20 protein-coding genes are annotated in these 24,337 nt (G+C 60.9%); 7 read left to right on the forward strand and 13 right to left on the reverse strand.

The features are described 5' to 3' along the window. Positions 1–3 precede the first annotated feature (3 nt). The 3 genes from HY836_RS06240 to HY836_RS06250 are packed head-to-tail and all read right to left on the reverse strand — an operon-like array spanning position 4 to position 3,726. The gene (locus tag HY836_RS06240) at positions 4–1,152 is read right to left on the reverse strand and encodes a GGDEF domain-containing protein (RefSeq protein ID WP_290674633.1); all 1,149 of its coding nucleotides are present in this window, start codon (positions 1,150–1,152) and stop codon (positions 4–6) included. Continuing rightward, positions 1,149–2,324, reverse strand: coding sequence for a diguanylate cyclase (locus HY836_RS06245; protein ID WP_290674635.1), 1,176 nt, complete (start codon positions 2,322–2,324; stop codon positions 1,149–1,151). The genes HY836_RS06240 and HY836_RS06245 overlap by 4 nt, the downstream gene beginning before the upstream one ends. Beyond that, positions 2,311–3,726, reverse strand: a complete 1,416-nt coding sequence (locus HY836_RS06250) for a GGDEF domain-containing protein (RefSeq protein WP_290674637.1) — start codon at positions 3,724–3,726, stop codon at positions 2,311–2,313. The genes HY836_RS06245 and HY836_RS06250 overlap by 14 nt, the downstream gene beginning before the upstream one ends. 659 nt (positions 3,727–4,385) lie before the next feature. On the opposite strand from HY836_RS06250, the gene HY836_RS06255 reads away from it, so the two are divergent. The 4 genes from HY836_RS06255 (at position 4,386) to HY836_RS06270 (ending at position 8,893) form a co-directional block, all read left to right on the forward strand. Then, a complete protein-coding gene (locus HY836_RS06255) occupies positions 4,386–4,973 on the forward strand; it encodes a hypothetical protein (protein WP_290674639.1) in 588 nt (195 codons plus the stop codon). Further along, positions 4,970–6,376: a diguanylate cyclase gene (locus HY836_RS06260; protein ID WP_290674641.1), complete on the forward strand. Its 1,407-nt coding sequence runs from the start codon at positions 4,970–4,972 to the stop codon at positions 6,374–6,376. The genes HY836_RS06255 and HY836_RS06260 overlap by 4 nt, the downstream gene beginning before the upstream one ends. 3 nt (positions 6,377–6,379) lie before the next feature. After that, a complete protein-coding gene (locus HY836_RS06265; protein ID WP_290674643.1) occupies positions 6,380–6,745 on the forward strand; it encodes a response regulator in 366 nt (121 codons plus the stop codon). An 87-nt stretch (positions 6,746–6,832) separates the two neighbouring features. Continuing rightward, positions 6,833–8,893 (forward strand): ATP-binding protein, encoded by a 2,061-nt coding sequence (locus HY836_RS06270; RefSeq protein WP_290674645.1) that lies wholly within the window; start codon positions 6,833–6,835, stop codon positions 8,891–8,893. Between the two features lie 30 nt (positions 8,894–8,923). Here the strand turns inward: HY836_RS06270 and HY836_RS06275 are convergent, their stop codons facing one another. The 4 genes from HY836_RS06275 to HY836_RS06290 all read right to left on the reverse strand — a co-directional run bounded on the left by HY836_RS06275 (position 8,924) and on the right by HY836_RS06290 (position 16,659). Continuing rightward, positions 8,924–10,480: a SpoVR family protein gene (locus HY836_RS06275; protein WP_290674646.1), complete on the reverse strand. Its 1,557-nt coding sequence runs from the start codon at positions 10,478–10,480 to the stop codon at positions 8,924–8,926. Next, positions 10,477–11,778, reverse strand: coding sequence for a YeaH/YhbH family protein (locus tag HY836_RS06280; RefSeq protein ID WP_290674647.1), 1,302 nt, complete (start codon positions 11,776–11,778; stop codon positions 10,477–10,479). The genes HY836_RS06275 and HY836_RS06280 overlap by 4 nt, the downstream gene beginning before the upstream one ends. A gap of 117 nt (positions 11,779–11,895) precedes the next feature. Then, positions 11,896–13,818: a PrkA family serine protein kinase gene (locus tag HY836_RS06285; RefSeq protein ID WP_290674648.1), complete on the reverse strand. Its 1,923-nt coding sequence runs from the start codon at positions 13,816–13,818 to the stop codon at positions 11,896–11,898. A 261-nt stretch (positions 13,819–14,079) separates the two neighbouring features. Then, positions 14,080–16,659, reverse strand: coding sequence for a GspE/PulE family protein (locus HY836_RS06290; RefSeq protein ID WP_367114637.1), 2,580 nt, complete (start codon positions 16,657–16,659; stop codon positions 14,080–14,082). Between the two features lie 244 nt (positions 16,660–16,903). Between HY836_RS06290 and HY836_RS06295 the strand changes: the two genes are divergently transcribed. From HY836_RS06295 to HY836_RS06305, 3 genes are read left to right on the forward strand one after another with little or no spacing between them, the layout of a single operon-like run. Beyond that, entirely contained in the window at positions 16,904–17,200 is a 297-nt protein-coding gene (locus tag HY836_RS06295; RefSeq protein ID WP_290674649.1) for a DUF2282 domain-containing protein, read from the forward strand. A gap of 30 nt (positions 17,201–17,230) precedes the next feature. Beyond that, the gene (locus tag HY836_RS06300) at positions 17,231–18,184 is read left to right on the forward strand and encodes a DUF692 domain-containing protein (RefSeq protein ID WP_290674650.1); all 954 of its coding nucleotides are present in this window, start codon (positions 17,231–17,233) and stop codon (positions 18,182–18,184) included. Next, positions 18,181–18,978 (forward strand): putative DNA-binding domain-containing protein, encoded by a 798-nt coding sequence (locus HY836_RS06305; RefSeq protein WP_290674651.1) that lies wholly within the window; start codon positions 18,181–18,183, stop codon positions 18,976–18,978. The genes HY836_RS06300 and HY836_RS06305 overlap by 4 nt, the downstream gene beginning before the upstream one ends. Positions 18,979–19,031: 53 nt before the next feature. Here the strand turns inward: HY836_RS06305 and HY836_RS06310 are convergent, their stop codons facing one another. The 6 genes from HY836_RS06310 to ppk1 all read right to left on the reverse strand — a co-directional run bounded on the left by HY836_RS06310 (position 19,032) and on the right by ppk1 (position 24,326). Continuing rightward, the gene (locus HY836_RS06310) at positions 19,032–19,889 is read right to left on the reverse strand and encodes an energy transducer TonB (RefSeq protein WP_290674653.1); all 858 of its coding nucleotides are present in this window, start codon (positions 19,887–19,889) and stop codon (positions 19,032–19,034) included. A gap of 4 nt (positions 19,890–19,893) precedes the next feature. Further along, positions 19,894–20,337, reverse strand: coding sequence for a biopolymer transporter ExbD (locus HY836_RS06315; RefSeq protein WP_290674655.1), 444 nt, complete (start codon positions 20,335–20,337; stop codon positions 19,894–19,896). 2 nt (positions 20,338–20,339) lie between these two features. Beyond that, complete coding sequence (tolQ, locus tag HY836_RS06320; RefSeq protein WP_290674657.1) at positions 20,340–21,065, reverse strand: protein TolQ; 726 nt, start codon at positions 21,063–21,065, stop codon at positions 20,340–20,342. Between the two features lie 6 nt (positions 21,066–21,071). Next, complete coding sequence (gene ybgC / locus HY836_RS06325) at positions 21,072–21,566, reverse strand: tol-pal system-associated acyl-CoA thioesterase (RefSeq protein WP_290674659.1); 495 nt, start codon at positions 21,564–21,566, stop codon at positions 21,072–21,074. Between the two features lie 93 nt (positions 21,567–21,659). Further along, entirely contained in the window at positions 21,660–22,178 is a 519-nt protein-coding gene (locus HY836_RS06330; protein WP_290674661.1) for a histidine phosphatase family protein, read from the reverse strand. A gap of 102 nt (positions 22,179–22,280) precedes the next feature. Then, entirely contained in the window at positions 22,281–24,326 is a 2,046-nt protein-coding gene (gene ppk1, locus HY836_RS06335; protein WP_290674663.1) for a polyphosphate kinase 1, read from the reverse strand. Positions 24,327–24,337: the final 11 nt, after the last annotated feature.

The following is a 24,337-nucleotide window of genomic DNA, read 5'->3' on the forward strand; positions in this document are numbered from 1 at the left end:
GTATCAAGCTAGCGCGCTTTGAGCCCGCCCGTTGGCCTTTGCGCCGTACATGGCCTGATCCCCCCGTTCGAGCAGTTCACTGAGCGTTTCCTGTCCATCCCATGCGGCAATGCCCGCAGAGAAGCTCACCCGCAGGTCAGGGTAAGTAGGAGAAACCTCGCAGGACCTCATCTTCTCCTGAATTCGATCGAGCACCATCTTGGCATCGTGCACGGATGAGTCAGGCAACAAGAGCAGGAATTCCTCCCCACCCCACCTTATCAGGACGTCCGTTGTCCTCAGCGCTTGCGTCAGGACCGCCGCCACACCAGACAGCACCTCGTCACCGATGTGATGCCCGCGTTGATCGTTGACGCGTTTGAAATGGTCAATGTCCAACATCGACAAACAGATCGGCGTGCCGCTCCGCGCATGCCGCGCAAGGGCCAGCTCTGCCAGTTCGGTGCCCCTGCGCCGGTTGTACAAGCCCGTCAACTCATCGGTCATGGCCAATTGCTCAGCCTCCGCCGCCAGTGATTGAAGCTGATTGCGTTGGGCGCGCAGTGCGCCTCTCAGCTTGCAGAAATGGCTGAGCAAGCGAGACATGACCACCATGATGAAGGCAGCGCCAACAGCGGGCATGCCATCGGACGACAATGAATAGGCTCCGCCTTTCATGACAGCCAGCAGCACGGCAGCGCTCAGTGGGCAGAGCGCCAGCAACAGGCCCATACGAACGGATTGCGCAGCCGTCAGGCTGAAGGTACCAAACACCAAAGTCAGGCACATCGTCTGCAAGGCAGCGGCCCGCATCTGAGGAATATGGACATAGATGCCGCACATGCAAAGTGTCGCAAAGACCATCTGCGCCCGTGTCAGGCCGACATCCTCGAAGCGCAACGACCAGCCAGATCGAATGGCCACGTTGAAGATCATCACGCCACCGACGTTGAACAACGCGATGGACTCAAACCCCACTTGGGACACGTTGCCAAGCAAATACACAAACCAGGCAATAAGGGTCCAGACCATGCACACCAGACTGGCCATCAAGGTCCGTTTGTATGCCAACTCCACCCTACGGTCCGTTCCGAACAGCAGGCGCAAGGTTGTGCTGCGGCTGGTCAGGCGTCCGGTTTCGGAATCGAACGAGGGCGACGTCTTGTAGGTCACAGCGCGGCCACGCAAATGCAGTTGCGGCCTTGGGCCTTGGCTTGATACAACGCGCTGTCGGCACGCGACTGAACGCCCGCCAAGGCTTCTCCGGCCAAGCACTGAGCAAGCCCCACCGAAAAGGTCACATTCCGCGGGCTCGCTGTGCCATCGCCCACCAGAAATGAAAAAGTGGCCTTCATGTCTTCCAGTGTTCGCTGAGCCTGGAGCAAATCACACTCTGGCATCAAGATGAGAAACTCTTCGCCACCCCAACGTGCAACCTGATCCGGCCTTTTCACGAACTTGATGGCATGCGTTGCCAGCGCCATCAATGCGCGGTCTCCCTCGTAATGACCAAAATCGTCGTTGACGCGCTTGAAGTGATCGACGTCCACCATGGCCAGACAAAACGATCGCCCATGTCGCTTGAACCGCAGGTACTCCTCCAGCATGGTGGCATTGATGCTTCGCCGATTGACCACCCCGGTCAGTTCGTCTCGTGTTGCCAGCTCCCTCAAATCCCCAATCAGTTTGACCAGATGGTCTTTCTGCTGATCCAGGCGATCCCGCCACTCCTTGACCTGACGGGACACTGACGCGAAAACGGGCAAGCTCAAGGCGGCCATGATCAGGTTGATGGACTCTTGCATGACGTCAACAGTTGCCGCGCGAAGCAGGTAAGCATGCGCAAAGGCGAGGACCAGCATGGCCGTGGCCGACAGCCCGCAAATCATCGTTTGCCGTGGGGACAGTCGGGACAGCAAGGCAAACGTCAAGGCCAGACTTAACAAGGGCAAGGTCAAGCTGCGCGCGCCTGGAATCAGGCTATAGCTCATCACCACGGCCCCCAAGCCATGAATGATCTGCAGCATGGTCAGGGACGGATCCATGCATCTCAGACTGAATTCAGACCGAATCGCCAGATAGAAAAACCCAAATCCCAGCGACTCATATGCCACCAGCAAGATGGCCGACGTGCGTTCGACAAGACCCTCATGGACGCCACCGGCCAGAAACAAAGCACCGCCAAGATAGATCAGCCCGGCCACGAGCGTGCGCCGTACCCGGACACGCTGTTTGGGGTCGCGCCCCAGCAACCAAGCCAATTGGCCCGCGTCACGCACATCCACCTGGTTTGCCGCCGCTGTGGAAACCTGAGCGTTCGACACGATGGCCTCAGGCGACGGCATAGGTCTTGTCACGCCCGGTTTGTTTGGCACGATACAGGCCTCGGTCAGCGCGCTCGATCACGGCTTCGCTTGCCTCACCGCACACACGCTCAGTCACCCCTGCGGAAAAGGTCACCTTCAATGTCGGCATGGATTTGCTCAAACTGGCGTCATTGATCACGCGATGAATGCGTTGCAGGCACGCCTGAGCATGCGCCAGTCGGCAATCCGTGAGCACCAGCAGGAACTCTTCCCCGCCCCACCGCGCAAAATAGTCGGAAGAGCCGATGGCGTTTTGAACCAATTGCGCAAAGTGCCTCAGAACCTCGTCGCCAACGCCATGCCCGTGCATGTCGTTCACGGACTTGAACAGGTCAATGTCAATGAGCACCACACAAAAAACACGCCCACCGCCATCGGCAACCTTCGCTTGTTGCACGAGCACGTCCATCATGTGTCGCCGGTTATAAAGCCCAGTCAGCTCGTCTCTGGTTGCCAGCGTCTGTATGCGCTCCAGCGCCAAGGTCAGATCATCCTTGCGCTGGCGCAATCGCTCCCGCAAGTCACTCAACTGCCCTGAAAGCAAGGAAATCGTCGGCAACACCGTACAGGCGAAGAGGAAGTGGATCAACTCCTGACGCGGCGTGAAGTACCCTGGCTGCCAGTGCACCAGCCCCCACATGGCGGCCCCCTGCAGCGACAAGGCGAACAGCGAAGCAAACCTCGCCTGGCGGGCTGTCAGGTTGAACATCCCAAACACCAGCACCATCACCAACAGCATCAAGGACGCCCCCCTTGAATCCCGGAGGATGGCGTAAGAGCCAACCACACAGGTGATCGCGACAATGATCTGCGGAAAGGTCAAGGACGGGTCAGGAAAACGCAAGTTCAGACCGCTTCGCAATACCACGTAGAACAGCACGCTCTGGGTGGTCATGTAAGCGCTCAACATGGCCCCCGCCTGCCGATCAACCGCACCCGTGCGGATGGCATACAGCAACACCACGGTGCAAATCGCAAAATTGGTCGCGGCCACCAGAAATCGCTGCAAGCGCAATCGCTGTTTGGGATCCCCCGTCAGAACCAGCGTCAGCAAGCGCTCCAGCCACGAGTCCTCGTCGTCGCCACGGTCTTGCGTAGACTGCCAGATCAAAAAGATCACGAGCGCCAGCAACATGAAGCGCAACAGTTCGCCACCCATGTCATATTGACCGGCTCGCCAGAGCATCAAGTACACCATGGCTGAACCAAGGCTGGCCAGAGCGTACAAGCTGACCAGACGAATCTGCCTGGCTCGCAAAAAGTGAAAACCCCAGGCCAGCAAGGGACAGACGACCAGCAATATGGCGTCGCGCAAATAGCCGCCCAGCGAATAGATCCAGGCAGCAAAACTGACCGCCACCATCAATTGCGGCATGGTCATGGCAGGATCTTTGAAAATCCTGTTCAAACCACAGCGAATCAAAAGCAAAAAGAAAACAGGTGCCAGCCCCAAACCCCACAGCAAGGCATATGCGGGCCTGATCATCACCCAGTGTTGCTCATCCGCCAACACAAGCACGCCAATGGCCAACGCATACCCCAACGCAGACATCATCGAGCGTTGAAGGCGAAGTCTTTGTTTCCAGTCCTGTCCTAGACATAACGCAGCAAGCATGCGAGAACATCGTCCATACGTCGACCAATCTTGATTGCTGTCGAACACACTCGCAGCACCAAGCGGGAATACGTTTCATTTCGAGCGGCATGCTCGTGAATCAGTATGAGCGAAGCCAAGACTCGGGCACAGTCAGCAGGTCAATCGTGCAAATCAATGGCCGCGCAGGCGAGTCGATTGCGGGCGCGCCCCATTGCGTATCAACATGGCGCCCTCGCCTTTCGGCAAATTGTCACACTGAGGCATCCATCCCTGTGACAGGCTACACGCTTGGCCTAAAGATCTCGCCGTTCAAGGCCGTTAAGGAAGCAAATGGTGTCGCCATCCCGATGACACCCGCACGGCCTGTGCTGGGCCGCCAACGCGCCGAAAGGGTATGAAGATGCTCCCTTGCTTCTGCCGACTCAACCAGCGAGGCTGACCTCATGGACGCCCAAGCCGCCACACAGGCCAACGTCGACAACTTGCGTGAACTGTTGCGCAACGCGTCCGTCATCCAGGCCAGCCAGTACTTCAACGGGCAACCCGTGCAACTGGTCGCCACACCACCCGATCACAAGCTGGGCCAGGTTCTGACCCGCTACATCGCCATGGTGCTGCTGACCTGCAACGAATTGCGCATCGTCTTCAAGGTGCACTTCAATCCGGAGCAGATCCGGGCCTACCGCCAGTCGCGCGGTGCATCCGCGGAAGACTTGACCGACAAACAGCTGATCGACTTCATGAAGGAGCTCAGCAATCAGATGGGTGGCCGGGTATGCCGAATCTTTGATGCACACCAGATCGCCATCGGCATGAGTGTTCCTCTTTGCACACGTGGCATCTACGAGATCTATGCCGACTACCAGGCCAAGTCAGGTGCCATCACCAAGTTCGGCGACTTCTGGCGCCTGGATGGCCCCTTCGAGACCATCTACTGCAGCTGCTTCGTCGAAATCATGGGCAAAGACGACTTCTCCAACATCAAGGCCGCCGACGAAGTGGCAGAGGAAGGCGAGCTGGACTTCCTATGAACAACCACAACGAACTCATCGCCTCGCACCGCGTGCTCTCCATGCTGGAGAGTGCCTGCGAATACAACGAGCAAATCCTGGACAACATCCCGAGCGTGTTCGTCATGCTCAATGCGGACAACCGGGTCATCCGCGCCAACCAGGCGTTCTGTGATCTGGTTGGCTGCACGATGGAAGGCGCCTTGCATCTGGATTTCACGGCTTACTTCACCAGTGAAAACGCCGACATCCTGTTGCACCACCTGCAGCACCTGCGCGACAAATCCACCAAGGAATCCAGTGTCCGCATCAAGCTGGAAATTGCCGGTACCAGCGAAGATCAACCCGCCAAGCCCTTTTTCTGGCGCGTGTTCAGGCTAGGCCATATCAGCGAAGCCGAAGGCCAGGTCATCTCACTCGTGGGCGACGACCTGTCGGTGCTATACCAGTCCGAGCTCAAGCTGATGAGCATCTTCTCCAGCATTCCGCTGGGGCTGATGGTGGTGGACAGCTCAGGCACGATCACCGAAGTGCTGTCCGAGTATTGCCACGTGCTGCTCAACAAACACCAATTGGTGGGCACACGACTGCAGGACACGCTGAACCGGCACAACCCGGAACTGCACAACGAAATCAAGCAGGCCTTTGACATTCTGGAAGACTGTGCAGGCAAGTTCATGCCGCATTTCACGGCACGCGAATCGTCTCTGGGACGCATCGGCCAACTGAAGATCGAAGGCGCGGCTTACTCCGACAAGTGGATCAAGCCCCGTTTCCAGCCCATTGCCAAGAACAACACGGTTGACCGTTACATGGTCATCCTGGAAGACATCACCGCCAGCTATCTGGCGCAGCGTCAGATCGAGAAGGCCGACATGCTGGGCAAGCAGGCGCAGGCCCTGTACGACTGTGCGATCCGCGACCCATTGTCTGGCCTCTACACGCGGCTGTTCATGAACGACAGCGTGAGCCGCCTGATTGCCTCGGCCAAACGCGGCAGCCTGCATGAGTTGTCCATCGTGATGTTCGATCTGGACAGCTTCAAGAGCGTCAATGACACCTATGGCCACGATGCTGGCGACCGGGTGATCCGGGCGTTCGGCAACATCATCCGCGCCTGTACGCGGGACACGGATGTCTGCGTGCGCTTTGGTGGTGAGGAGTTCGTGCTGGCCCTGCCCTGCAACAACACGAACGAACAAGGTGGCGCCATCGTCGCCGAACGCATCCGAGCCAAACTGGCGTCCACCCCCATTGACATCGGTGACGGCAAGACGCTGAACGTCACAACCAGCTGCGGCGTGGCCTACTGCCACAAGTCCGACACGCTCGAGACCCTCTTGCAGCGCTCGGACAAATACCTGTATGTAGCCAAGCACAACGGCAAGAACCAGGTGTGCATTGAATCGGCCGAAGGAGAGTGAACCATGCCCAGGATACTCGTCATCGATGACGCCAAGACCATGCGCGACACGCTCAAGGATCTGTTGATTCCCAACGGCTACGAGGTGGTGGAAGCAGAAAACGGCGAACAAGGCCTGGAAATGATGGCCAAACACGCCATCGATCTGGTCATATCCGACCTCAACATGCCCGGCATGGATGGGCTGACCATGTGCAGCCACATCAAGGAACAGGGCTATCACGCACCCATTTTCATGCTGACCACGCAGACCAGTCCTGAACTCAAGGCCAAGGCCAAGGAATTCGGCGTGGTGGCCTGGATCGTCAAGCCGCACAAGGATGACATCCTGCTCAAAGGTATTCAAAAGGTACTGCACCTGCCCGTTTGAAGATGGGGCAAGCCGTGAGCAAATGGCGCTTTTGCCCGGCCCGAACAGACAGCGCCACGCCTGCTGCCTAGAATCATGTGTGGGGGAATGTCCCTCATCTTCTCAGGAGGCTGGATGAACCCGGTGGCCACGCTACCCGATGTCCAGGCGCTGATGGCGCAGGTGGAGGCATTGACCGCCGAAGTCGAAGCCTGCAGGATGATCGGACTGGTCGCGCGCAACTCGGACAATGCGCTCATCGTCACCGACAGGCATGGTCTGGCCTGCTGGATCAACCCCACGTTTGAACGACTGACGGGCTATGCGCTGGCAGATCTCACAGGCCGCAAACCCGGCGAGTTGCTGCAGACTCGGGAAACAGACCCGGCCACCATCGCCTACATACGAGAGCAGCTTGGGCAAGGCTTGCCCTTCGAGACCGACATACTCAATCGGCGCAAGGACGGCACCAACTATTGGGCACACATCTCCGCCAAACCATTGAATGACGATGGCGGCCAGATCAAGTGGTTCATGGCCATTCAACGTGATGTCACCGCATTGCGCCGAGACCAGTCACGCTTGTCTTTTCACCACGAAGCCATTCAGCTTCTGACTCAAGCCAAGGACGTTGACGTTCTGATTCCGCAGTTGCTCGAACGCATGGCCCAATTCATTGGCTGGCCCATTGCGATTGCCTGGGAGGTCAAAACCCAAAGATGGGTGGGCGATGTCAATATGATCTGCGCGCACCAGTGGTCCAGCAATACGATGCGATATGCAGGATTCCTTGGTGCCTCTCAGCGGGCCACATGGGAAAAAGGCGTGGCAGTCCTGGGAGAAGCATGGGATAAGGGCCGGAGCACCTTTATGCCCGACATATCGCAGCAGCATGACCCCCACCGAGGCAAACAAGCCATCAAGGAAGGACTGAGTTCCGCCCTGGTGATCCCCATCAACTCAGGCAACCGCGTCACCTACTTGCTCGAGTTTGTGGCTCCCTGCATGCAGGCCCTGGATGGGGAATCGCTCGCCATGCTGGAAGGCCTGTGCGCACAGGTGTCGCAGTTCATCGATCGGCGCCGAGATGAACTGCGTGTGCGCCAGTTCATGACCGAGTTCGATTGCCTGTTCAAACTCTCGCCTGACGGCTTTGTCGTTTTCAACACCGAAGGCATTCGCTCCTATGGCAACCCCGCCTTCTACGCCATGACAGGCTTGACGCGCGAGCGGCTTGATGGCGTCACGGAGACACAGTTCGACGAAATCCTCGCCACACTCTGCGCCCCTCAGAATCGCCCGGTGCCCATTGCTGAAAGGGCCCACTGCGATGACAGTGATCGCCTGCAACTGATACAGCCCAAGCCATCGGTCCTCCAGCGATCGGTCAAAGACATGTACGACAGCAGCGGCCACTACATCGGGCGCGCCGTCTATCTGCGCGACATCACCCGGGAAATGGAAGTGGACCGCATGAAGAGCGAGTTCCTCTCCACGGCGGCACATGAACTGCGGACCCCCATGGTCAGCGTGCATGGTTTCTCCGAACTGCTGCTCAAACGCCCTTTCAGCGAGGAAAAGAAGCGCGACATCTACGAAACCATCCACCGGCAGTCCAAGCTGCTGGTCAACATGGTCACGGAACTGCTGGACCTGGCCCGCATCGAATCACGGGCAGGCAAGGACTTTCACATCCAGGCCCTGGATGTCTCGCCCATCGTGGATCAAGCGGTCAACGCGCTGCTGGTTCAGGGAGACACGCGCATGGTGCAGATGCACATCCCCGCTGGTCTGCCACGCGTGTTCGCCGACCGGGACAACCTGATCAGAGCGTTGACCAACATCCTGTCCAATGCCTACAAATACTCGCCACATGGCGGTGAGATCGCCCTGAATGTACTCACACGCACACAGGCTGGTCAAAGCCAGCTGGGCATACGCGTCACCGATCACGGCATCGGCATGACGCCCGAGCAACTGGCCCGCGTGTGTGAACGCTTCTACCGCGCCGACCCCTCCTGCAACATCCCGGGAACGGGCCTGGGCATGTCGCTGGTCAAGGAGATCATGTCCTTGATGGGTGGTGAGGTGGAATTGAGCAGCGTGGCAGGCGAAGGCACACAGGCCACGCTCTGGTTGCGCACCGTGACAGATGGCTATAGAGCATGAGTGCACGGCCCCTCGTAGGCCCTTGCCACCTCACTCCATGGATGCAGGCACCACCGTCCACTGCTGGCGGATATCGCCGATGCCATTGACGCTTTCCATGTGAACAGGGAAGCCCCACAGCCGTGCCACATGCTTGAGCACTTCGCGCGTGCTGTCGTGCAGCGGTCGATCGTTGTGCTGGGTATGGCGCAAGGTCAGGGAACGATCGCCACGCAGGTTCACGCTCCAGACCTGAATGTTGGGCTCGCGTGAGCCCAGGTCATATTGCCGCGACAGCGTCTCACGCAGTTGGCGATAGCCGCCTTCATCGTGGATGGCAGAGACCTCGTACTCGCTTTCCTGCTCGTCATCACGGATGGCGAACAATCGGAAGTCACGCATCACCTTGGGCGACAGAAACTGACCGATAAAGCTCTCGTCCTTGAAGTTGCGCATGGCGTAGTCCAGCGTCTTGAGCCAGGCGCGGTCCTTCGGATCGGCGCCTTCTGCGGAGCCCGCAAAATCAGGGAACCACAGGCGGTCTTCTGGCGTGGGCTTTTCGCAGATGCGCTTGAGATCCGTGTACATGGCAAAGCCCAATGCATATGGGTTCAGGCCGCTGTAAGCGCGGTGCCCGACAGGCGGCTGGAACACCACATTGGTATGCGACTGCAGCCACTCGATCATGATGCCGTCGGTCAGATAACCTTCGTCATACATGGTGTTGAGCAGGGTGTAGTGCCAGAACGTGGCCCAGCCTTCGTTCATGACCTGGGTCTGGCGCTGCGGGTAGAAGTACTGCGCCACCTTGCGCACGATGCGCACGATCTCGCGCTGCCAGGGCTCCAGCAAGGGTGCGTGCTTCTCGATGAAGTACAGCAGGTTCTCTTGTGGTTCGGCCGGAAAGCGACGAACAGCCTCTTCTTCCGGGCGATCGGCACGGCGGGGCAAGGTGCGCCACAGGTCGTTGACCTGCTGCTGCAGATAGGCCTCGCGCTCTTCGCGACGCGCCAGTTCCTTGTCCAGCGACAACTTGCCGGGGCGACGATAGCGGTCCACCCCATGGTTCATCAGGGCATGGCAGGAGTCCAGCAACTCTTCCACCGCATCCACGCCATGGCGCTCTTCGCAGCGCGCCACGTAGTTCTTGGCATAGACCAGGTAGTCGATGATGGAGCCGGCATCCGTCCACATGCGGAACAGATAGTTGCCCTTGAAGAAGCTGTTGTGGCCATAGGCCGCGTGCGCAATCACCAGGGCCTGCATGGCCATGGTGTTTTCTTCCATCAGGTAACTGATGCAGGGGTTCGAGTTGATGACGATTTCATAAGCCAGGCCCATGAAGCCACGGCGGTAGTTCTTCTCCGTGGCGATGAATTCCTTGCCGTAAGACCAGTGCCGGTAGTTCACCGGCATGCCCACGCTGGCATAGGCGTCCATCATCTGCTCGGCCGTGATGATCTCAAGCTGATTGGGGTAGGTGTCCAGCTTGAAGCTCTCTGCCGTCGCGCGGATCACATCGTGGTACTGCTCGATCAGATCGAAGGACCAGTCGGAAGGCCCGGGCAACTGATGGCCTTGCACGCCATAAGCTTGATGTGCACTCATGCGTCCACCCCTTCCTTCTTGAACAGTTCGCGGAACACCGGGTAGATCTGCGAGGGATCCAGCACCTTGCGCATGGCGAAGTGCTTGTGCATCTCGCTGAGCGCCAGGTACTCGTCCCACAGGTTCTGCTCGGTCTGCGCCACCTGCACATAAGCGTAGTAGCGAACCAGCGGCAAGATCTTCTGCTCGATGATCTCGCGGCAACGGCTGGAGTCATGGTGCCAGTTGTCACCGTCGGAGGACTGGGCCACATACAGGTTCCACTCGCTGGTGGGATAGCGAGCCTGGATGATCTCGTCGAGCAGCACCAGGGCGCTGGACACCACCGTGCCACCGGTTTCAGTCGCGTGGAAGAACTCGTCCTCCGTCACTTCCTGGGCCTGCGTATGGTGACGGATGAAGACCAGCTCGATCTTGTCGTAGTGCCGGGTCAGGAACAGGTACAGCAGGATGAAGAAGCGCTTGGACAACTCCTTGCGCTGCTCGTCCATCGAGCCGGATACGTCCATCACGCAGAACATCACGGCCTTGGTGGTGGGCACCGGCACCTTGACGCGACTGCGGAAACGCAGGTCGATCGGATCAAGGAAGGGGATACCCTTCATGCGGCCATACAGATGGGCCAGTTGGGCCTCTATCTCTTCGATCTCGGCCGCGCGCTTGCGGGTCAAGGCGTCATCGCCCGTGACAGGTTGAGCGCGCAGTTCTGCAAGACGCTCTTCCAGTTCCTTGATCTCGCGGCGTGAGGAGGCCCCCAGGGCAATACGCCGGCCCAGCGCACCACGCATGGAGCGCACAACGTGCAGGTTGTTGGGCGTGCCGTCGCTGCTGAAGCCAGCGCGGTGGCTCTTCCACTCGGGCACCTCGGCCAGGGCAGTGCGAACCAGGTTAGGCAAGGCCAGGTCTTCAAAGAAGACCTGCATGAACTCTTCCTTGCTCAGGCTGAAAACAAAGTCGTCTTCACCCTCTCCGGAATCGCTGGCCTGGCCAGACCCGCTGCCCTGCCCTTGCCCGCCTTGTGGCTTCTCGATTCGGTCGCCCCGAACATACTCTTTATTGCCCGGGTGCACCACCTCCCGTGTGCCGCCTTGACCATGACCGAAAACGGGCTCGGACAGGTCGCGCTTGGGAATGGTGATGTCCTCACCCTTTTCAAGATCGCGGATGCTGCGCCCGTTGATGGCACGCTGCACTGCTTCACGCACTTGGTCTTTGTATCGCCGCAGGAAGCGTTCACGGTTGCCGATCGACTTGTTCTTGCCGGCCAGCCGTCTGTCGATGATGTGTTGCCTAGTCATGTCGACCCTTCGCTCAAGGCGCTCTGCCGTCGATCCTCTACAGGGATCTTGTTCAACCCGAGGATCACCCGGGTTGAACGTGCTGACACCTTCGCGGTGAACAACATTGGTCTGCTATCAGGATGATTTGCGCACTCGCAGATACCACTCGCACAGCAAGCGAACTTGCTTGGCCGTATAGCCCTTCTGGACCATGCGGTTGACGAAGTCCTCGTGCTTCTTGACCTCATCGGCGCTGGCCTTGGCGTTGAAGCTGATGACCGGCAACAACTCTTCGGTGTTGCTGAACATCTTCTTCTCGATCACGGTGCGCAGCTTCTCGTAGCTGGTCCACAGCGGGTTCTTGCCGCCGTTGTTGGCGCGAGCCCGCAGCACGAAGTTGACGATCTCGTTACGGAAGTCCTTCGGGTTGGCAATGCCGGCAGGCTTTTCGATCTTCTCCAGCTCGGCATTCAGCGCGCCGCGGTCGAAGATTTCACCGGTGTCCGTGTCGCGGTATTCCTGATCCTGGATCCAGTAATCCGCATACGTCACGTAGCGATCGAAGATGTTCTGGCCGTACTCGGAATAGCTTTCCAGGTAAGCCGTCTGGATCTCCTTGCCGATGAACTCGGCGTAGCGCGGTGCCAGCGACTCCTTGATGTAGGAGATGTACTTCTGCTCCAGCTCGGCGGGGAACTGCTCGCGCTCGATCTGCTGCTCCAGCACATACATCAGGTGCACCGGGTTGGCAGCCACTTCCTGGCTGTCGAAGTTGAACACCTTGGAGATGATCTTGAAGGCGAAACGCGTGGAGATGCCGCTCATGCCCTCGTCCACACCGGCGTAGTCGCGGTACTCCTGGATGGACTTGGCCTTGGGGTCGGTGTCCTTGAGGTTCTCGCCGTCATACACCTGCATCTTGGAGTAGAGGCTGGAGTTTTCGGGCTCCTTCAGGCGGGTCAGGATGGCGAACTGGCTCATCATCTTCAGCGTGCCAGGGGCGCAAGGCGCGGCGGCCAGCGAAGAGGTGCGAACCAGCTTCTCGTAGATCTTGATTTCTTCCGAGGCACGCAGGCAATAAGGCACCTTGACGATGTAGATCCGGTCAAGGAAGGCCTCGTTGTTCTTGTTGTTGCGGAAGGCCTTCCACTCGCTTTCGTTCGAGTGAGCCAGCACGACGCCGTCAAACGGAATGGCACCGAAGCCTTCCGTACCCTTGAAGTTGCCTTCCTGGGTGGCAGTCAGCAGGGGGTGCAGCACCTTGATGGGCGCCTTGAACATTTCCACGAATTCGAGCAAGCCCTGGTTGGCCAGGCACAGGCCACCGGAGTAGCTGTAGGCGTCCGGGTCATCCTGAGCGTAGGTTTCGAGTTTGCGGATGTCGACCTTGCCGACCAGGGCGCTGATGTCCTGGTTGTTTTCGTCACCGGGCTCGGTCTTGGCAATACCCACCTGCTTGAGGATGCTGGGGTAGCGCTTGACGACCTTGAACTTGCGGATGTCGCCACCGAACTCTTCCAGACGCTTCACGGCCCAGGGGCTCAGGATGCGCTGCAGGTAACGGCGAGGGATGCCGTATTCCTTTTCCAGAATAGGGCCATCTTCCGTCGGGTCAAACAACCCCAGGGGCGACTCGTTGACGGGCGAGCCCTTGATGGCATAGAAGGGTACTTTTTCGGCGAGCAACTTGAGCCGCTCGGCAATCGAGGACTTGCCGCCACCGACAGGGCCCAGCAAGTACAAGATCTGCTTCTTTTCTTCCAGGCCTTGCGCGGCATGGCGGAAGTAGCTGACGACCTGCTCAATGGCATCTTCCATGCCATAGAACTCTTCGAACGCGGGGTAGATCTTGATCACCTTGTTGGTGAAGATCCGAGACAGGCGCGGGTCATTGCGCGTGTCGATCATCTGCGGCTCGCCGATCGCCTGGAGCATGCGCTCTGCCGCGGTGGCGAAGGCCGACTTGTCTTTCTTGCAGATCTCGAGGTATTCCTCGAGGGTGAATTCTTCTTCGCGAGTGCGCTCGTAGCGAGCTGCGAAGTTGCTGATCACGTCCATACAGACCTCCAAACCATCGACTTACGCCATCGATGCCTCGTGATCTGCGCCGTAACCACCTGGTGACCTCGGCGCGACCACACAAGCATCGCCTTCACACCAAAGATCGAGGAAATCACTGTTCTTGCAAGCCCGGATAACACCCCGGAAACTGCCCCAGATCAATGACTTCGTTGTTGTCTATCTTGCACCTTTTTTGATTCATGCGTGCTGCTTGCACACAACAAGGCACGCTTTCATCACATTCCTACCCTCACGACACTAAATATTGCTGCTGGCACGCACCTCTTCCATGCTCGTTATGCCGGAGAGGACTTTCTCTATGCCATCTTGTCGCAAGGTGCGCATGCCCTCTTTCAGCGATTGATTGAGCAAGGCTTCGGCGTTCGCACCAGTCTGGATCATGCGGCGCACCTCGCGGCTGACCGACAGCAGTTCGTGCAGGCCGGCACGGCCCTTGTAGCCGGTGTGGTTGCACTGCGGGCAGCCTTTGGCGGTGTGGGTCATGAGCACGCCATCGCGCCCCAGGCGCTGCTGCCAGTCGGCCTGCACGGCTTCGGCCGTGATGTGTTCCTGGTGCTCGGGGAACACGAACATGTATTCCTTCATCAGGTCGTCAATGTAGGCCTGTGAGGCTGGTTCGGACACCTTGCACGCGCTGCACAAACGGCGCACCAGACGCTGCGCCAGCACGACCAGCAGCGCATCGGCGAAATTGAACGGGTCCATGCCCATGTCCAGCAGCCGGGTAACCGTTTCTGGTGCACTGTTGGTGTGCAGCGTGGTCAGCACCAGGTGGCCGGTCAATGAGGCCTCGATGCCCATATCGGCCGTTTCATGGTCACGGATTTCGCCCACCATGATCACATCCGGATCGGCACGCAGGAAGGCCCGCAGCGCCTTGGCGAAGGTCCAGTCAATCTTGGGATTGATCTGCACCTGCCGCAAGCCTGGTTGGGTGATTTCAACCGGGTCTTCGGCCGTCCAGATCTTGCGCTCCGGCACGTTGATGAAGCTCAGCGCCGAATGCAAGGTGGTGGTCTTGCCCGAACCGGTTGGGCCCACGCACAGGATCATGCCGTAAGGCCGCTCCAGAGCGCTTTTCAGTCGCGTCAAATTGAGTTCACTCAGGCCGATCTTGTCCAGCGGCAGGGGGCGCGCGGAACTCAGAATCCGCATGACCACATCTTCCAGGCCGTTGTTGGTCGGGATGGTGGCCACCCGCAACTCCAGCCTGTACTGCGGCACGAAACGCGCAAAGTTGATCTTGCCGTCCTGAGGCTTGCGACGCTCGGAAATGTCCAGGTCGCACATGATTTTGATGCGGGCGATCATGGCACTGCGGTAGTTGTGCGGCAGCTCCAGGTAAGGCACCAGGCCGCCGTCCTTGCGGAAGCGGATCTTGATCTTGTCGCGCCCAGGGTAGCTCTCGATGTGGATGTCGGAGACGCCCTGGGTGTAGGCCTCCACGATCATGGTGTTGATCAGACGCACCAGCGAGTTGTCGCTTTGCTCGATGGGCCGGTCTTCCTCCTGGAAAGACTTGTTGTCCAGGCCTTCCTTTTCCAGGTCTTCGACCAGCTTGCCGGAGTCGATGGCGTCCAACTCCAGCTCAGCCGGCTCGGCAAAAGCGGTGAACATCACCGAGGTTACATCGGCGCCCAATTTGGCGTAGGCATCCCGAATCGACCACTCCAGTTGGCTCTGATTGGCCAGCACGGGCACGATCTTGCACTGCGTGACGAACTCCAGTTCGGCCAGCACACTGCGCTTGCTGGGATCCTCCACGGCCACGATCAGCATGGATTCGTGCAGCAGCAATGGCGCCACGAGCAAGCGTGCCGCCACATTGAACGGCACCCGGTGCAGCGCATCCGGATCGGCGGGGAACTTGTCCAGGTCTACAAGGGGGTAGCCCATCTTGCGGGCCAGCGCACTCAGCAAGTCCTGCCGCGACACCATGCCCAGGCGCACCAACAGCTCACCCAGCGGCACGGTTCGGTCATGCTGTTGCTGTTTGAGCGCAATCTGCAGTTGATCGTCAGAGATCAGGCCCAGCGCGATCAAGGCCTCGCCAATGCGCACCATCGGCATGTGGCTCTGGCGCTGAATGGCATCGATCAACTGCTCGGGCGACACCACTTTCTGCGTCAGCAAGATGTCGCCCAGCTTCTGATTGCGCAGGTTTTGCTGCACGTCGATGGCTTGCTGCACGTCGTCGGGCGTGACGGCCTGCGCGTCGATCAAGGCCTGGCCGATCAGCGGGCCGATTTCCACACCCGCGATGATGTCGGCGGGCACAAACAGCCGGCTGACCGCACCTTTTTCATCCACCGGAGGGAACAGGAACAGCCCATATTCGTTGTCGACATGGCCAATCGTGTCGCCTTCCAGCGTACCGCCCGCCACCAGATGCACGCGGTAATCGGTAACCGGGCGCTCGGTGAGCACACCGCCATCGTGTTGCGCCACTTCGTGGCTCACCGCCGTGGGCTCCAGCGCCCTGGTCAGCAAGAGGGTGCGGAACTGGTTGAAGCGCAGCGGCATGGTCGTGCGAGCCGGCGGCACCTGGATGTGCGCCACCCGTTCGGTCGGCACGAAAAAGTTCAGACGCCCCTGCATGACGCGACCATTGAGCCCGACGATCTGACAAGGCTCGGACTCCTGCTGCGCGGTCGCCACCGGGTAGGTGGCAAAGGGGGGCGTCGGCCAGCGAAACGCCCCATTGGTAACGTCGCCGGCGTCTGCATCACCAAAGCCCGCGTCCTGAAAGTCGGCGACTTTCTGCGGTGCTGGCGGGCCAGCGTCGTTTCGGGCGGCGTGATCAGGGTAATCAGACATGTCGATCCTTGCATCCGGGATGAGACACTGACACCCCGGGTTGATTGCCATGCTATGAAACTGACTGCATCATGATGGGCGCAAAAACGGCAGAAATACCGGGCTTTGCACGCCGACCTGCCGGCCTCAAGGTCGCCACTTTGCGTTTTTTTGAAGAAACAGTGTCAGATTTCGAGGTGCTGTACGACAGACACCAGGCGAGGCTTGCTCGCGTATCCTTGAAACTGAATCACCGGACATCGACATGAACCAACGTCAACTGCTGTCTTCTGCACTCGCTTCCGTATTGGCGCTTGGCGCCGCCACGGCCCAGGCTCACGACGAACCCGCCCCGAAGGACAAGGAGAAGTGCTACGGCATCGTCAAGGCGGGCCAGAACCACTGCGCCAACCTGTCGGGCACCCACTCCTGCGCCGGCGAGGCCAAGACCGACAACGCCCCATCGGAGTGGAAGCTCGTGGCCAAGGGCAGTTGCGCGAAGATGGGCGGCATGAATGCCGAGCAAGCCAAGGCCGCCCTGGCCAAGACAGGCTCCAAGTAAACCAGGCCATCTGGTCGGTCTATCTCCCAGATGCATCGCTCGCCTGCTTCCCTGATCGGCATCGGCCTGCGGCAGCCTCATGCCCAGGCCTTGTTGACGCAACGCCCTGCTCTGGGCTTTGTCGAGGTGCACTCGGAGAATTTCTTCGCCGAAGGCGGCAGTGCCATCCAGGCCTTGCTGGATGTCCGGGCGCACTACCCTGTCAGCCTGCACGGCGTGGGGCTGTCGCTGGGCTCGGCCAGTGGGCTGGACGAGCCCCATCTGGAGCGGCTGGCCAGGCTGGTCGAGCAGATCGACCCGGTTCGGGTGTCGGATCACGCCAGCTTTGCACGCGCCCAGCCTGCCAGCCCCACGTCACCGGGTGCCGTGCATGCCAGTGATCTGCTGCCGCTGGCGTTCACGCCCGCGTCGCAAGATGCGCTGGTCGCCAATATCCAGCGGGTCCAGGATCGCCTGCGTCGCCCCATCCTGATCGAGAACCTGTCGGCCTACATGGCGTACGAGGACGATCAGATCCCCGAAGTCGAGTTCCTCATCCAGACGTGCCGACGGGCAGGTTGCCAGTTGCTGCTGGATCTGAACAACCTGGTCGTCAACGGCCTGAACCGGGCGCGGCGCCTGCACTGGCAGGATTCGCCGGGCAGCGAGCCTGATCGCGAGCGAGCAACCTACCAGGCACGTGCCGAGGCACTGGATGTCGTCTGGTCGATGCCGCCTGGCATGGTCGGGCAGATTCACCTCGCCGGATTCCGCTGGCCTGCACAGCCCGATCAGTTGGTCATCGACGACCACAGCCAGCGCGTCAGCCCAGCCGTCTGGGACGCGTATGACATGGCGCTGAACCACCTGGGCGAGGTGCCCACCTTGATGGAGTGGGATGTGGACCTGCCCCCGCTGGCCGTTTTGCTGGACGAGGCCAGGCTGGCCGCCGAGGTGATCGCCCAATCCCGCGGCGAGCCCGACATGATGGACTTCGACGAATGAGCCTCGAAGAGGAACTGGCCCGGCAACAGGCTGTTCTGGCGGCCCTGCAGCAAGGCTGGCCTGCGATCCACACCGCGCGGCTGCAGACCGATGCGGCAGGCCTGCGCGCCTACCAGGTCAATGCACGGGCGACCGCGCAGCGGGTCTTGCTGGCGCACTTCCCCACCGTGGCCGCCATGCTCGGCGACGAAGCATTGGGCATGCTGGCCATACTGCTGTGGAAGCAATCGCCCCCCTCCAGTGGTGATCTGGGGCAATGGGGTGGCGGCCTGCCGGATCTCATCGGCACACGGGCTGAACTGACCGACTGGCCCTGGCTGGCCGACTGCGCCCGGCTGGACTGGGCGCGCCACCTCTGCGAGCGTGCCGCCGACGCTCAACAGGATCACGGCAGCTTGCACAGGCTGGGCGACAGTGCACCCCGATCACTGCGCCTGCACCTGCAGCCCTGCGTGCAGGTGATCACATCGCCATGGCCTCTGGCGGCTTTGTGGGCGGCGCATCAGTTGCCGGAATCGGCGCAGGCGGCTGCGGCTGAAACGGCCTTGCAGTCGGGCCAGGGCATGCGCGCCACGGTTGTGTGGCGCTCACCATGGCAGTTGCAGATGAGTGAGATTTCAGCCCAGGACGGTCATTGGATGCAGCTGCTGCTTGAGGCAAGCCAGCACGATGGCGCCGACGTATCACTGGGTAGCTTGCTCAATCATGCACCGGCCGGCTTCGACTTCAGCGCCTGGCTGACCACCGCCGTGATGCAGGGCTGGCTATGGCGCATCACAACGACCACGGAGTGAGTGGCCTGCGTGCCCGATAGTCAGTCCACCCAAACCGGGAGTCAGAACCCGGCTCAGAAGTCCTTGTAGCGGAAGCCCAGTTGCATGGAGATGGGCACCTCGCCCTGCTCGTTCTTGGGCAGCACTTCGGTCTTGTCGATGGCACGCATCACAGCCTCATCCCATGAGGGCACACCGGAAGGCTCGATGAGCTTGCGCGCGATGATGCGACCATCCGGCGAGCAATGCACCTCCACCACCGCACGCGGGTCACCGCTGATGCTCTCGGTGAAGATGATGTTGGGCTTGACGCGCGCCACGATGCGCCCGGCATAGGCTGCGCTGGGGCCCGCTGAACGGTTGGCCGCACCCAGAGATGCTTCCAACTGAGCCATGATGCCCTTGAGCGGCGCGTTCTGCTGCGAGCCGGGCTTGCCCTGGCTGTCCGTGCGGCTTGTCGTTTTCGAGTTCACCGGCTTGGTGGCAGGCTCGGGCTTCTTCGGTGGGGTCTTCTCTGGCTTCTTGACAGACTTGACCGGCTCATCCGTGATGAAGACCTCGCGAGGCTCCTGAGGCTTGCGCTTCTTGGGCTCTTTCTTGGGCTTGCGCTCGACCACCACATCGGGAACGGGCTCGGGCGCAGGCGGCTCAGGTTCCACCGCCTTGACCGGCTCCGGTGGTGGCTCAACGGGCGGTGTCTCCACCTTGGGCGGCGGTGGCGGCGCCTCGGGCGCGGCCGCACGCGGGATCTCGGCCCAGACTTCAGCTTCCACCACGTCCGGCGTGCTCATCTTCCAGCGCACGCCCAGCGCCAGCGCCGCCACCAGCATCAGGTGAACGCCCAGGGCCAGCGCGCCGCCCAGCCCCCAGCCATCCGCCGAGCGGGGGCGGAGAACGGGGCCGGAGCCCTGGCTGACGGCGTCGGCGTTCAAGGCATCAACCTCCGGTGGTGCGCACCGACAGGCCCACACGGGCCACGCCGGCCTTTTGCAGCACATCCATCACGTGCACGACGGACTCGTAGCGCACATCCTTACGGGCGCTGATGATCACCGGCACGGCTTCGGGGCCACCGGCAGCTTCGTCCTGCATGGGCTTGATGCGCTCGGCCAGATCCTTGACCAGCATCTCGCCGGCGTCCTTGCGGTTGACGCGCAGCTTCACGTGCTCGTCATCTTCCAGCACGACCTCGATCACCTTCTCGGGCGCCTTGCGCGCCTTGCCGATGCTGGGCAGGTCCACCACGCCGGTGGGCAACAGCGGCGCGCTGACCATGAAGATGATCAGCAGCACCAGCATCACGTCAATGAACGGGACCATGTTGATCTCGTTGCGCGTGCGCCGGCGTCGGCCACCACCGCGGGCATTGAGCTCGGCCACGGTCAGCGCCCCTGAGGCTGGCTGCGCCCGGCGTCCACCGCGGAGGGCGGGCTGGCGGGCGCGGCGCTGCGGGCCAGGATGTTGGAGAACTCTTCCATGAAGGACTCCATCTGGATGGCGATGCGGTCGATGTCACGCGCCAGGCGGTTGTAGGCCAGCACGGCGGGGATGGCGGCAAACAGGCCGATGGCCGTGGCCACCAGGGCTTCGGCGATGCCGGGTGCCACCGTGGCCAGGGTCACCTGCTGCATGTTGGACAGGCCCGTGAATGCGTGCATGATCCCCCACACGGTGCCGAACAGGCCGATGTAGGGCGACACCGAACCCACCGAACCCAGGAAATCAAGCCGCGCTTCGATGACGTCCATCTCGCGCTGAAAGCTGGCGCGCATGGCGCGGCGGGCGCCGTCCAGCAGGCTGGGTACATCCGTGATGCGGCGCTCGCGCAGCTTCATGAACTCGCGCATGCCGGCGGCAAAGATGCGCTCCTGCGGCGAAGGCGGGCCATCGCCACGCTGGGCGTCCTGAAACAGCTCCTGCAGCGTGCGCCCGGCCCAGAACTCGCGGTCGAACTCGTCGTTGTCTTCCCGCACCCGCTTGAGGCCGATCAGCTTGCTGAAGATCACGCTCCAGCTGGCCACGGACACCAGCAGCAACAGCGCCAGCACGATCTGCACCACGGCGCTGGCATGCAACACCAGGGCAATGATGGACAAGTCTTGGTTCATGAAAGGTCAACCTCCGGAGGCTTGAATCGGTGTGGGCAAAACGGCCAGGATGCGCTCGGGGATGCGGCCAGGCCTGAGGCTGTCCTGCCCGGCCTTGGACTGCACCCAGCCGATGCGAACCCGCCCGTGTGTGAGCAGGGTCTCGCCGCGCCAGACATCTTGTTGGAAAGCCACGCTGGAGCGGCCGACTTCGCTGACGGTCACCGTCACGGTCAGGCGGTCATCCAGTCGGGCGGGTTTGAGGAAGTGCATCTGCGTATCGGCCACCACGAACATGCCCTCGCCCGACTGGCGCATGTCTTCCTGCTCGAAGCCCAGGGAGGACAGCCACTCGGTACGGGCGCGCTCCATGAACTTCAGGTAATTGCCGTAGAAAACGATGCCGCCCGCGTCGGTGTCTTCCCAGTAAACGCGCACCGGATGCCGGAAATGGGCGTTCGCCAGGTCTGGTGGCGTGGCGGCAGGCGAGACAGGAGAGGCAGCAACGGACGACAGGCTCATGGCCGCCATTATCCAGGGGATCCGGGCAGATCGCCCGCCCGCTGCACCATCGCTGGTCAAGAGATGTAAAGCAAGCGGCGACCTGGCCCTTGCCTAGAGGAAATCGGGCGTCTGCACGGCATGCAGCGTGACGCTGGTTTCGCCATCACGCTCGCGGCTGCGCAACCACCACACGGCCCCCTTGCGCACCGACCAGGCCAAGTCCTGCCCAGTCAGCAAGCGTGCGGCCAGCATGCCCAACGTGGGTTGATGCCCGACGATCAGGACGGGGTCCTTGTTGCGGGGCCAACGGGCTGCGGCCAGCAGATCATCCACGCTGGCTTGCGGATCGATCGACCGCACGGTCTTGTAGGAGCGCCCCAGGGCCATGGCGGTCTGCTGGGTGCGCTGCGCGGGGCTGACGAGCACGCGTGTGGTGTCGGGCAGGCGTTGGTTGAGCCAGTGCGCCATGCGCTCGGCCTGGCGCTCACCTTTGGGTGTGAGGGTGCGGGCCAGATCCTGCGCCAGGTCGATGTGCACGGTGAGGTCTTCGCCCGCCGCCGCACGGGTTTGCAGTTCCTCGTCCAGCGGCAAGGCATGCGCCTGCGCGTGGCGCCACAGGATCAGATCCATCGCGAGCTCCTCGTATTCATGTGCGACACCCGATCATGCGCGCGCACCGTGGACAAGCACTATGGACGCACACTGGGGCAGCTTGATGACAAGCCGAACTTGTCAGGGCTGAGCCTGGTGGCGCGCCATCAAGGCCTGCTGCGCGCTGACGCCCTCTTGCGAGACGCGTTCATACCGGCCATTGCCATGCTGGATCCAGGCATCGCGGACATCCAGCAGATAGGGCACCAGACACTCGTCAATCACACGCTGACGCAGGGCCGCATCCCGAACGGGCCAGGCGGCCTCGATCCGGCGCGTCATGTTGCGGTTCATCCAGTCTGCGCTGGACAGGTACAGGACTTCGTCCTTGTCCGACTCACCCCAGCGGAAGTACAGCACGCGGGTGTGCTCCAGCATGCGGCCTACGATGGAGCGCACGCGGATGTTGTCCGACAGCCCCGGCACACCCGGCGGCAGGATGCAGGCACCGCGCACGATCAGGTCAATCGATGCGCCAGCCTGCCCCGCTTCCAGCAAGGCGGCGATCAAGGGCTCGTCCGTCAGGGAGTTGAGCTTGAGCACGATGCGCGCGGGATGCCCGGCAGCGGCCGCATCGGCCACCCGATTGATGGTGCGCACCATCTGCGTCTGCATGCTGAACGGTGCCAGCAGCAACTGTTTGGTCGACTTCTGATGCGTCAGGCTGGACAGCTGCTGAAACACCATGTCGACGTCGGCGGTGACCTCGGCATTGCTGGTGAGGTAGCCGATATCGGTATACAGGCGCGCGGTCTTGGGGTTGTAGTTGCCGGTCGACAAGTGCGCGTAACGCTTGAGGCGGTTGCCCTCCCGGCGCGTGACCAGCATCATCTTGGCGTGGGTCTTCAGCCCCACGATGCCGTACACCACCTGAGCCCCCAGGGCCTCCAGGCGTTCGGCCCAGTTGATGTTGGCCTCTTCGTCAAAGCGCGCTTTGAGCTCCACCACGGCCAGTACTTCCTTGCCCCGGCGCACGGCTTCCAGCAGCAACTCCATCAGCACGGACTCGCTGCCCGTGCGGTAGATGGTCTGCTTGATGGCCAGCACATCGGGGTCGTAAACCGCCTCGCGCAGAAACTGCACCACCGCATCGAAAGATTCAAACGGGTGATGCAGCAGGCAATCGTGCTGACGCAGGTGGTCGATCATGCCCGCTTGCGGCAGGCTCTCGGGCCAGCTGGGCAGGTAATTGGCAAAGCGCAGGTTATCGGCATCGGCCTGGTCGATCAACTGCGTCAGGCGCACAAGGTTGACGGGGCCATTTACCTGGTACAGCGCCTGGTGATCCAGACCGAACTGCTCCAGCAGGAAGTCAGACAGGTCCTTGGGGCAGTTGAACACCACCTCCAGGCGCACCGACTGGCCGAACTGGCGCGTGCTCATCTTGGAGCGCAAGGCCTGACGCAAATCGGTGACATCGTCTTCATCGACATCGATATCCGAATCCCGCGTAAGGCGGAACTGCGAGAAGGCCTTCATCTCTCGGCCGGCAAACAACTCGCCCAGATGCGAGCGGATCACGCTGGACAGCAACACGAAGCATTGCTTGCCATCGGAGAGCTCCGGCGGCAGCTTGATCACGCGAGGCAACACCCGCGGGATGCGCACGATGGCGATGTCGTTGTCGCGCCCGAACGCATCGCGGCCGCCAAGCTGCACGATGAAGTTCAGCGTCTTGTTGGCAACTTGCGGGAACGGGTGAGAGGGATCCAGCCCGATGGGCACCAGCAAAGGCTGCACCTGGCGATGGAAGAAGTTGGCCACCCACTCGCGCTGTGCCTCGTTGCGATGCGCGTGGTTGAGGATGTAAATGCCCGCGTCACGCAGCGCCGGACCGACCACCTCATTGAAGATCTGATATTGATCCTCGACCAGCTGCCGGGCTTCCCTGGCAACATCGGCCAGGTACTGCGGATCGATGCCCGTGCCGCGCGTACGCGAGGCTTCCAGCACATCGGCAAAGCGCACCTCGAAGAACTCATCGAGGTTGGACGACACGATGCAGATGTAGCGCAGGCGCTCCAGCAAGGGGACATCCTCGCGCTGGGCTTGCGCCAGAACTCGGCGGTTGAATTCGAGAATGGCCTGTTCGCGGCTCAACAACTTCAAACGCGGGGCGGGAGACACCTGAAACGACT

Source organism: Aquabacterium sp., assembly GCF_016234775.1.
Taxonomy (GTDB): Bacteria; Pseudomonadota; Gammaproteobacteria; order Burkholderiales; family Burkholderiaceae_C; genus Aquabacterium.

What these genes read in the sequence shown, in the direction of transcription:
- HY836_RS06250 (WP_290674637.1), bottom strand. Translation starts at nt 3,726, where the DNA reads ATGACCATGCCGCAATTGATGGTGGCGGTCAGTTTTGCTGCCTGGATC.
- HY836_RS06255 (WP_290674639.1), top strand. Translation starts at nt 4,386, where the DNA reads ATGGACGCCCAAGCCGCCACACAGGCCAACGTCGACAACTTGCGTGAA.
- HY836_RS06260 (WP_290674641.1), top strand. Translation starts at nt 4,970, where the DNA reads ATGAACAACCACAACGAACTCATCGCCTCGCACCGCGTGCTCTCCATG.
- ybgC (WP_290674659.1), bottom strand. Translation starts at nt 21,566, where the DNA reads ATGAGCCTGTCGTCCGTTGCTGCCTCTCCTGTCTCGCCTGCCGCCACG.
- HY836_RS06270 (WP_290674645.1), top strand. Translation starts at nt 6,833, where the DNA reads ATGTCCCTCATCTTCTCAGGAGGCTGGATGAACCCGGTGGCCACGCTA.
- HY836_RS06300 (WP_290674650.1), top strand. Translation starts at nt 17,231, where the DNA reads ATGCATCGCTCGCCTGCTTCCCTGATCGGCATCGGCCTGCGGCAGCCT.
- HY836_RS06275 (WP_290674646.1), bottom strand. Translation starts at nt 10,480, where the DNA reads ATGAGTGCACATCAAGCTTATGGCGTGCAAGGCCATCAGTTGCCCGGG.
- HY836_RS06295 (WP_290674649.1), top strand. Translation starts at nt 16,904, where the DNA reads ATGAACCAACGTCAACTGCTGTCTTCTGCACTCGCTTCCGTATTGGCG.
- HY836_RS06245 (WP_290674635.1), bottom strand. Translation starts at nt 2,324, where the DNA reads ATGCCGTCGCCTGAGGCCATCGTGTCGAACGCTCAGGTTTCCACAGCG.
- HY836_RS06330 (WP_290674661.1), bottom strand. Translation starts at nt 22,178, where the DNA reads ATGGATCTGATCCTGTGGCGCCACGCGCAGGCGCATGCCTTGCCGCTG.
- HY836_RS06305 (WP_290674651.1), top strand. Translation starts at nt 18,181, where the DNA reads ATGAGCCTCGAAGAGGAACTGGCCCGGCAACAGGCTGTTCTGGCGGCC.
- HY836_RS06285 (WP_290674648.1), bottom strand. Translation starts at nt 13,818, where the DNA reads ATGGACGTGATCAGCAACTTCGCAGCTCGCTACGAGCGCACTCGCGAA.
- HY836_RS06265 (WP_290674643.1), top strand. Translation starts at nt 6,380, where the DNA reads ATGCCCAGGATACTCGTCATCGATGACGCCAAGACCATGCGCGACACG.
- HY836_RS06290 (WP_367114637.1), bottom strand. Translation starts at nt 16,659, where the DNA reads ATGTCTGATTACCCTGATCACGCCGCCCGAAACGACGCTGGCCCGCCA.
- HY836_RS06280 (WP_290674647.1), bottom strand. Translation starts at nt 11,778, where the DNA reads ATGACTAGGCAACACATCATCGACAGACGGCTGGCCGGCAAGAACAAG.
- tolQ (WP_290674657.1), bottom strand. Translation starts at nt 21,065, where the DNA reads ATGAACCAAGACTTGTCCATCATTGCCCTGGTGTTGCATGCCAGCGCC.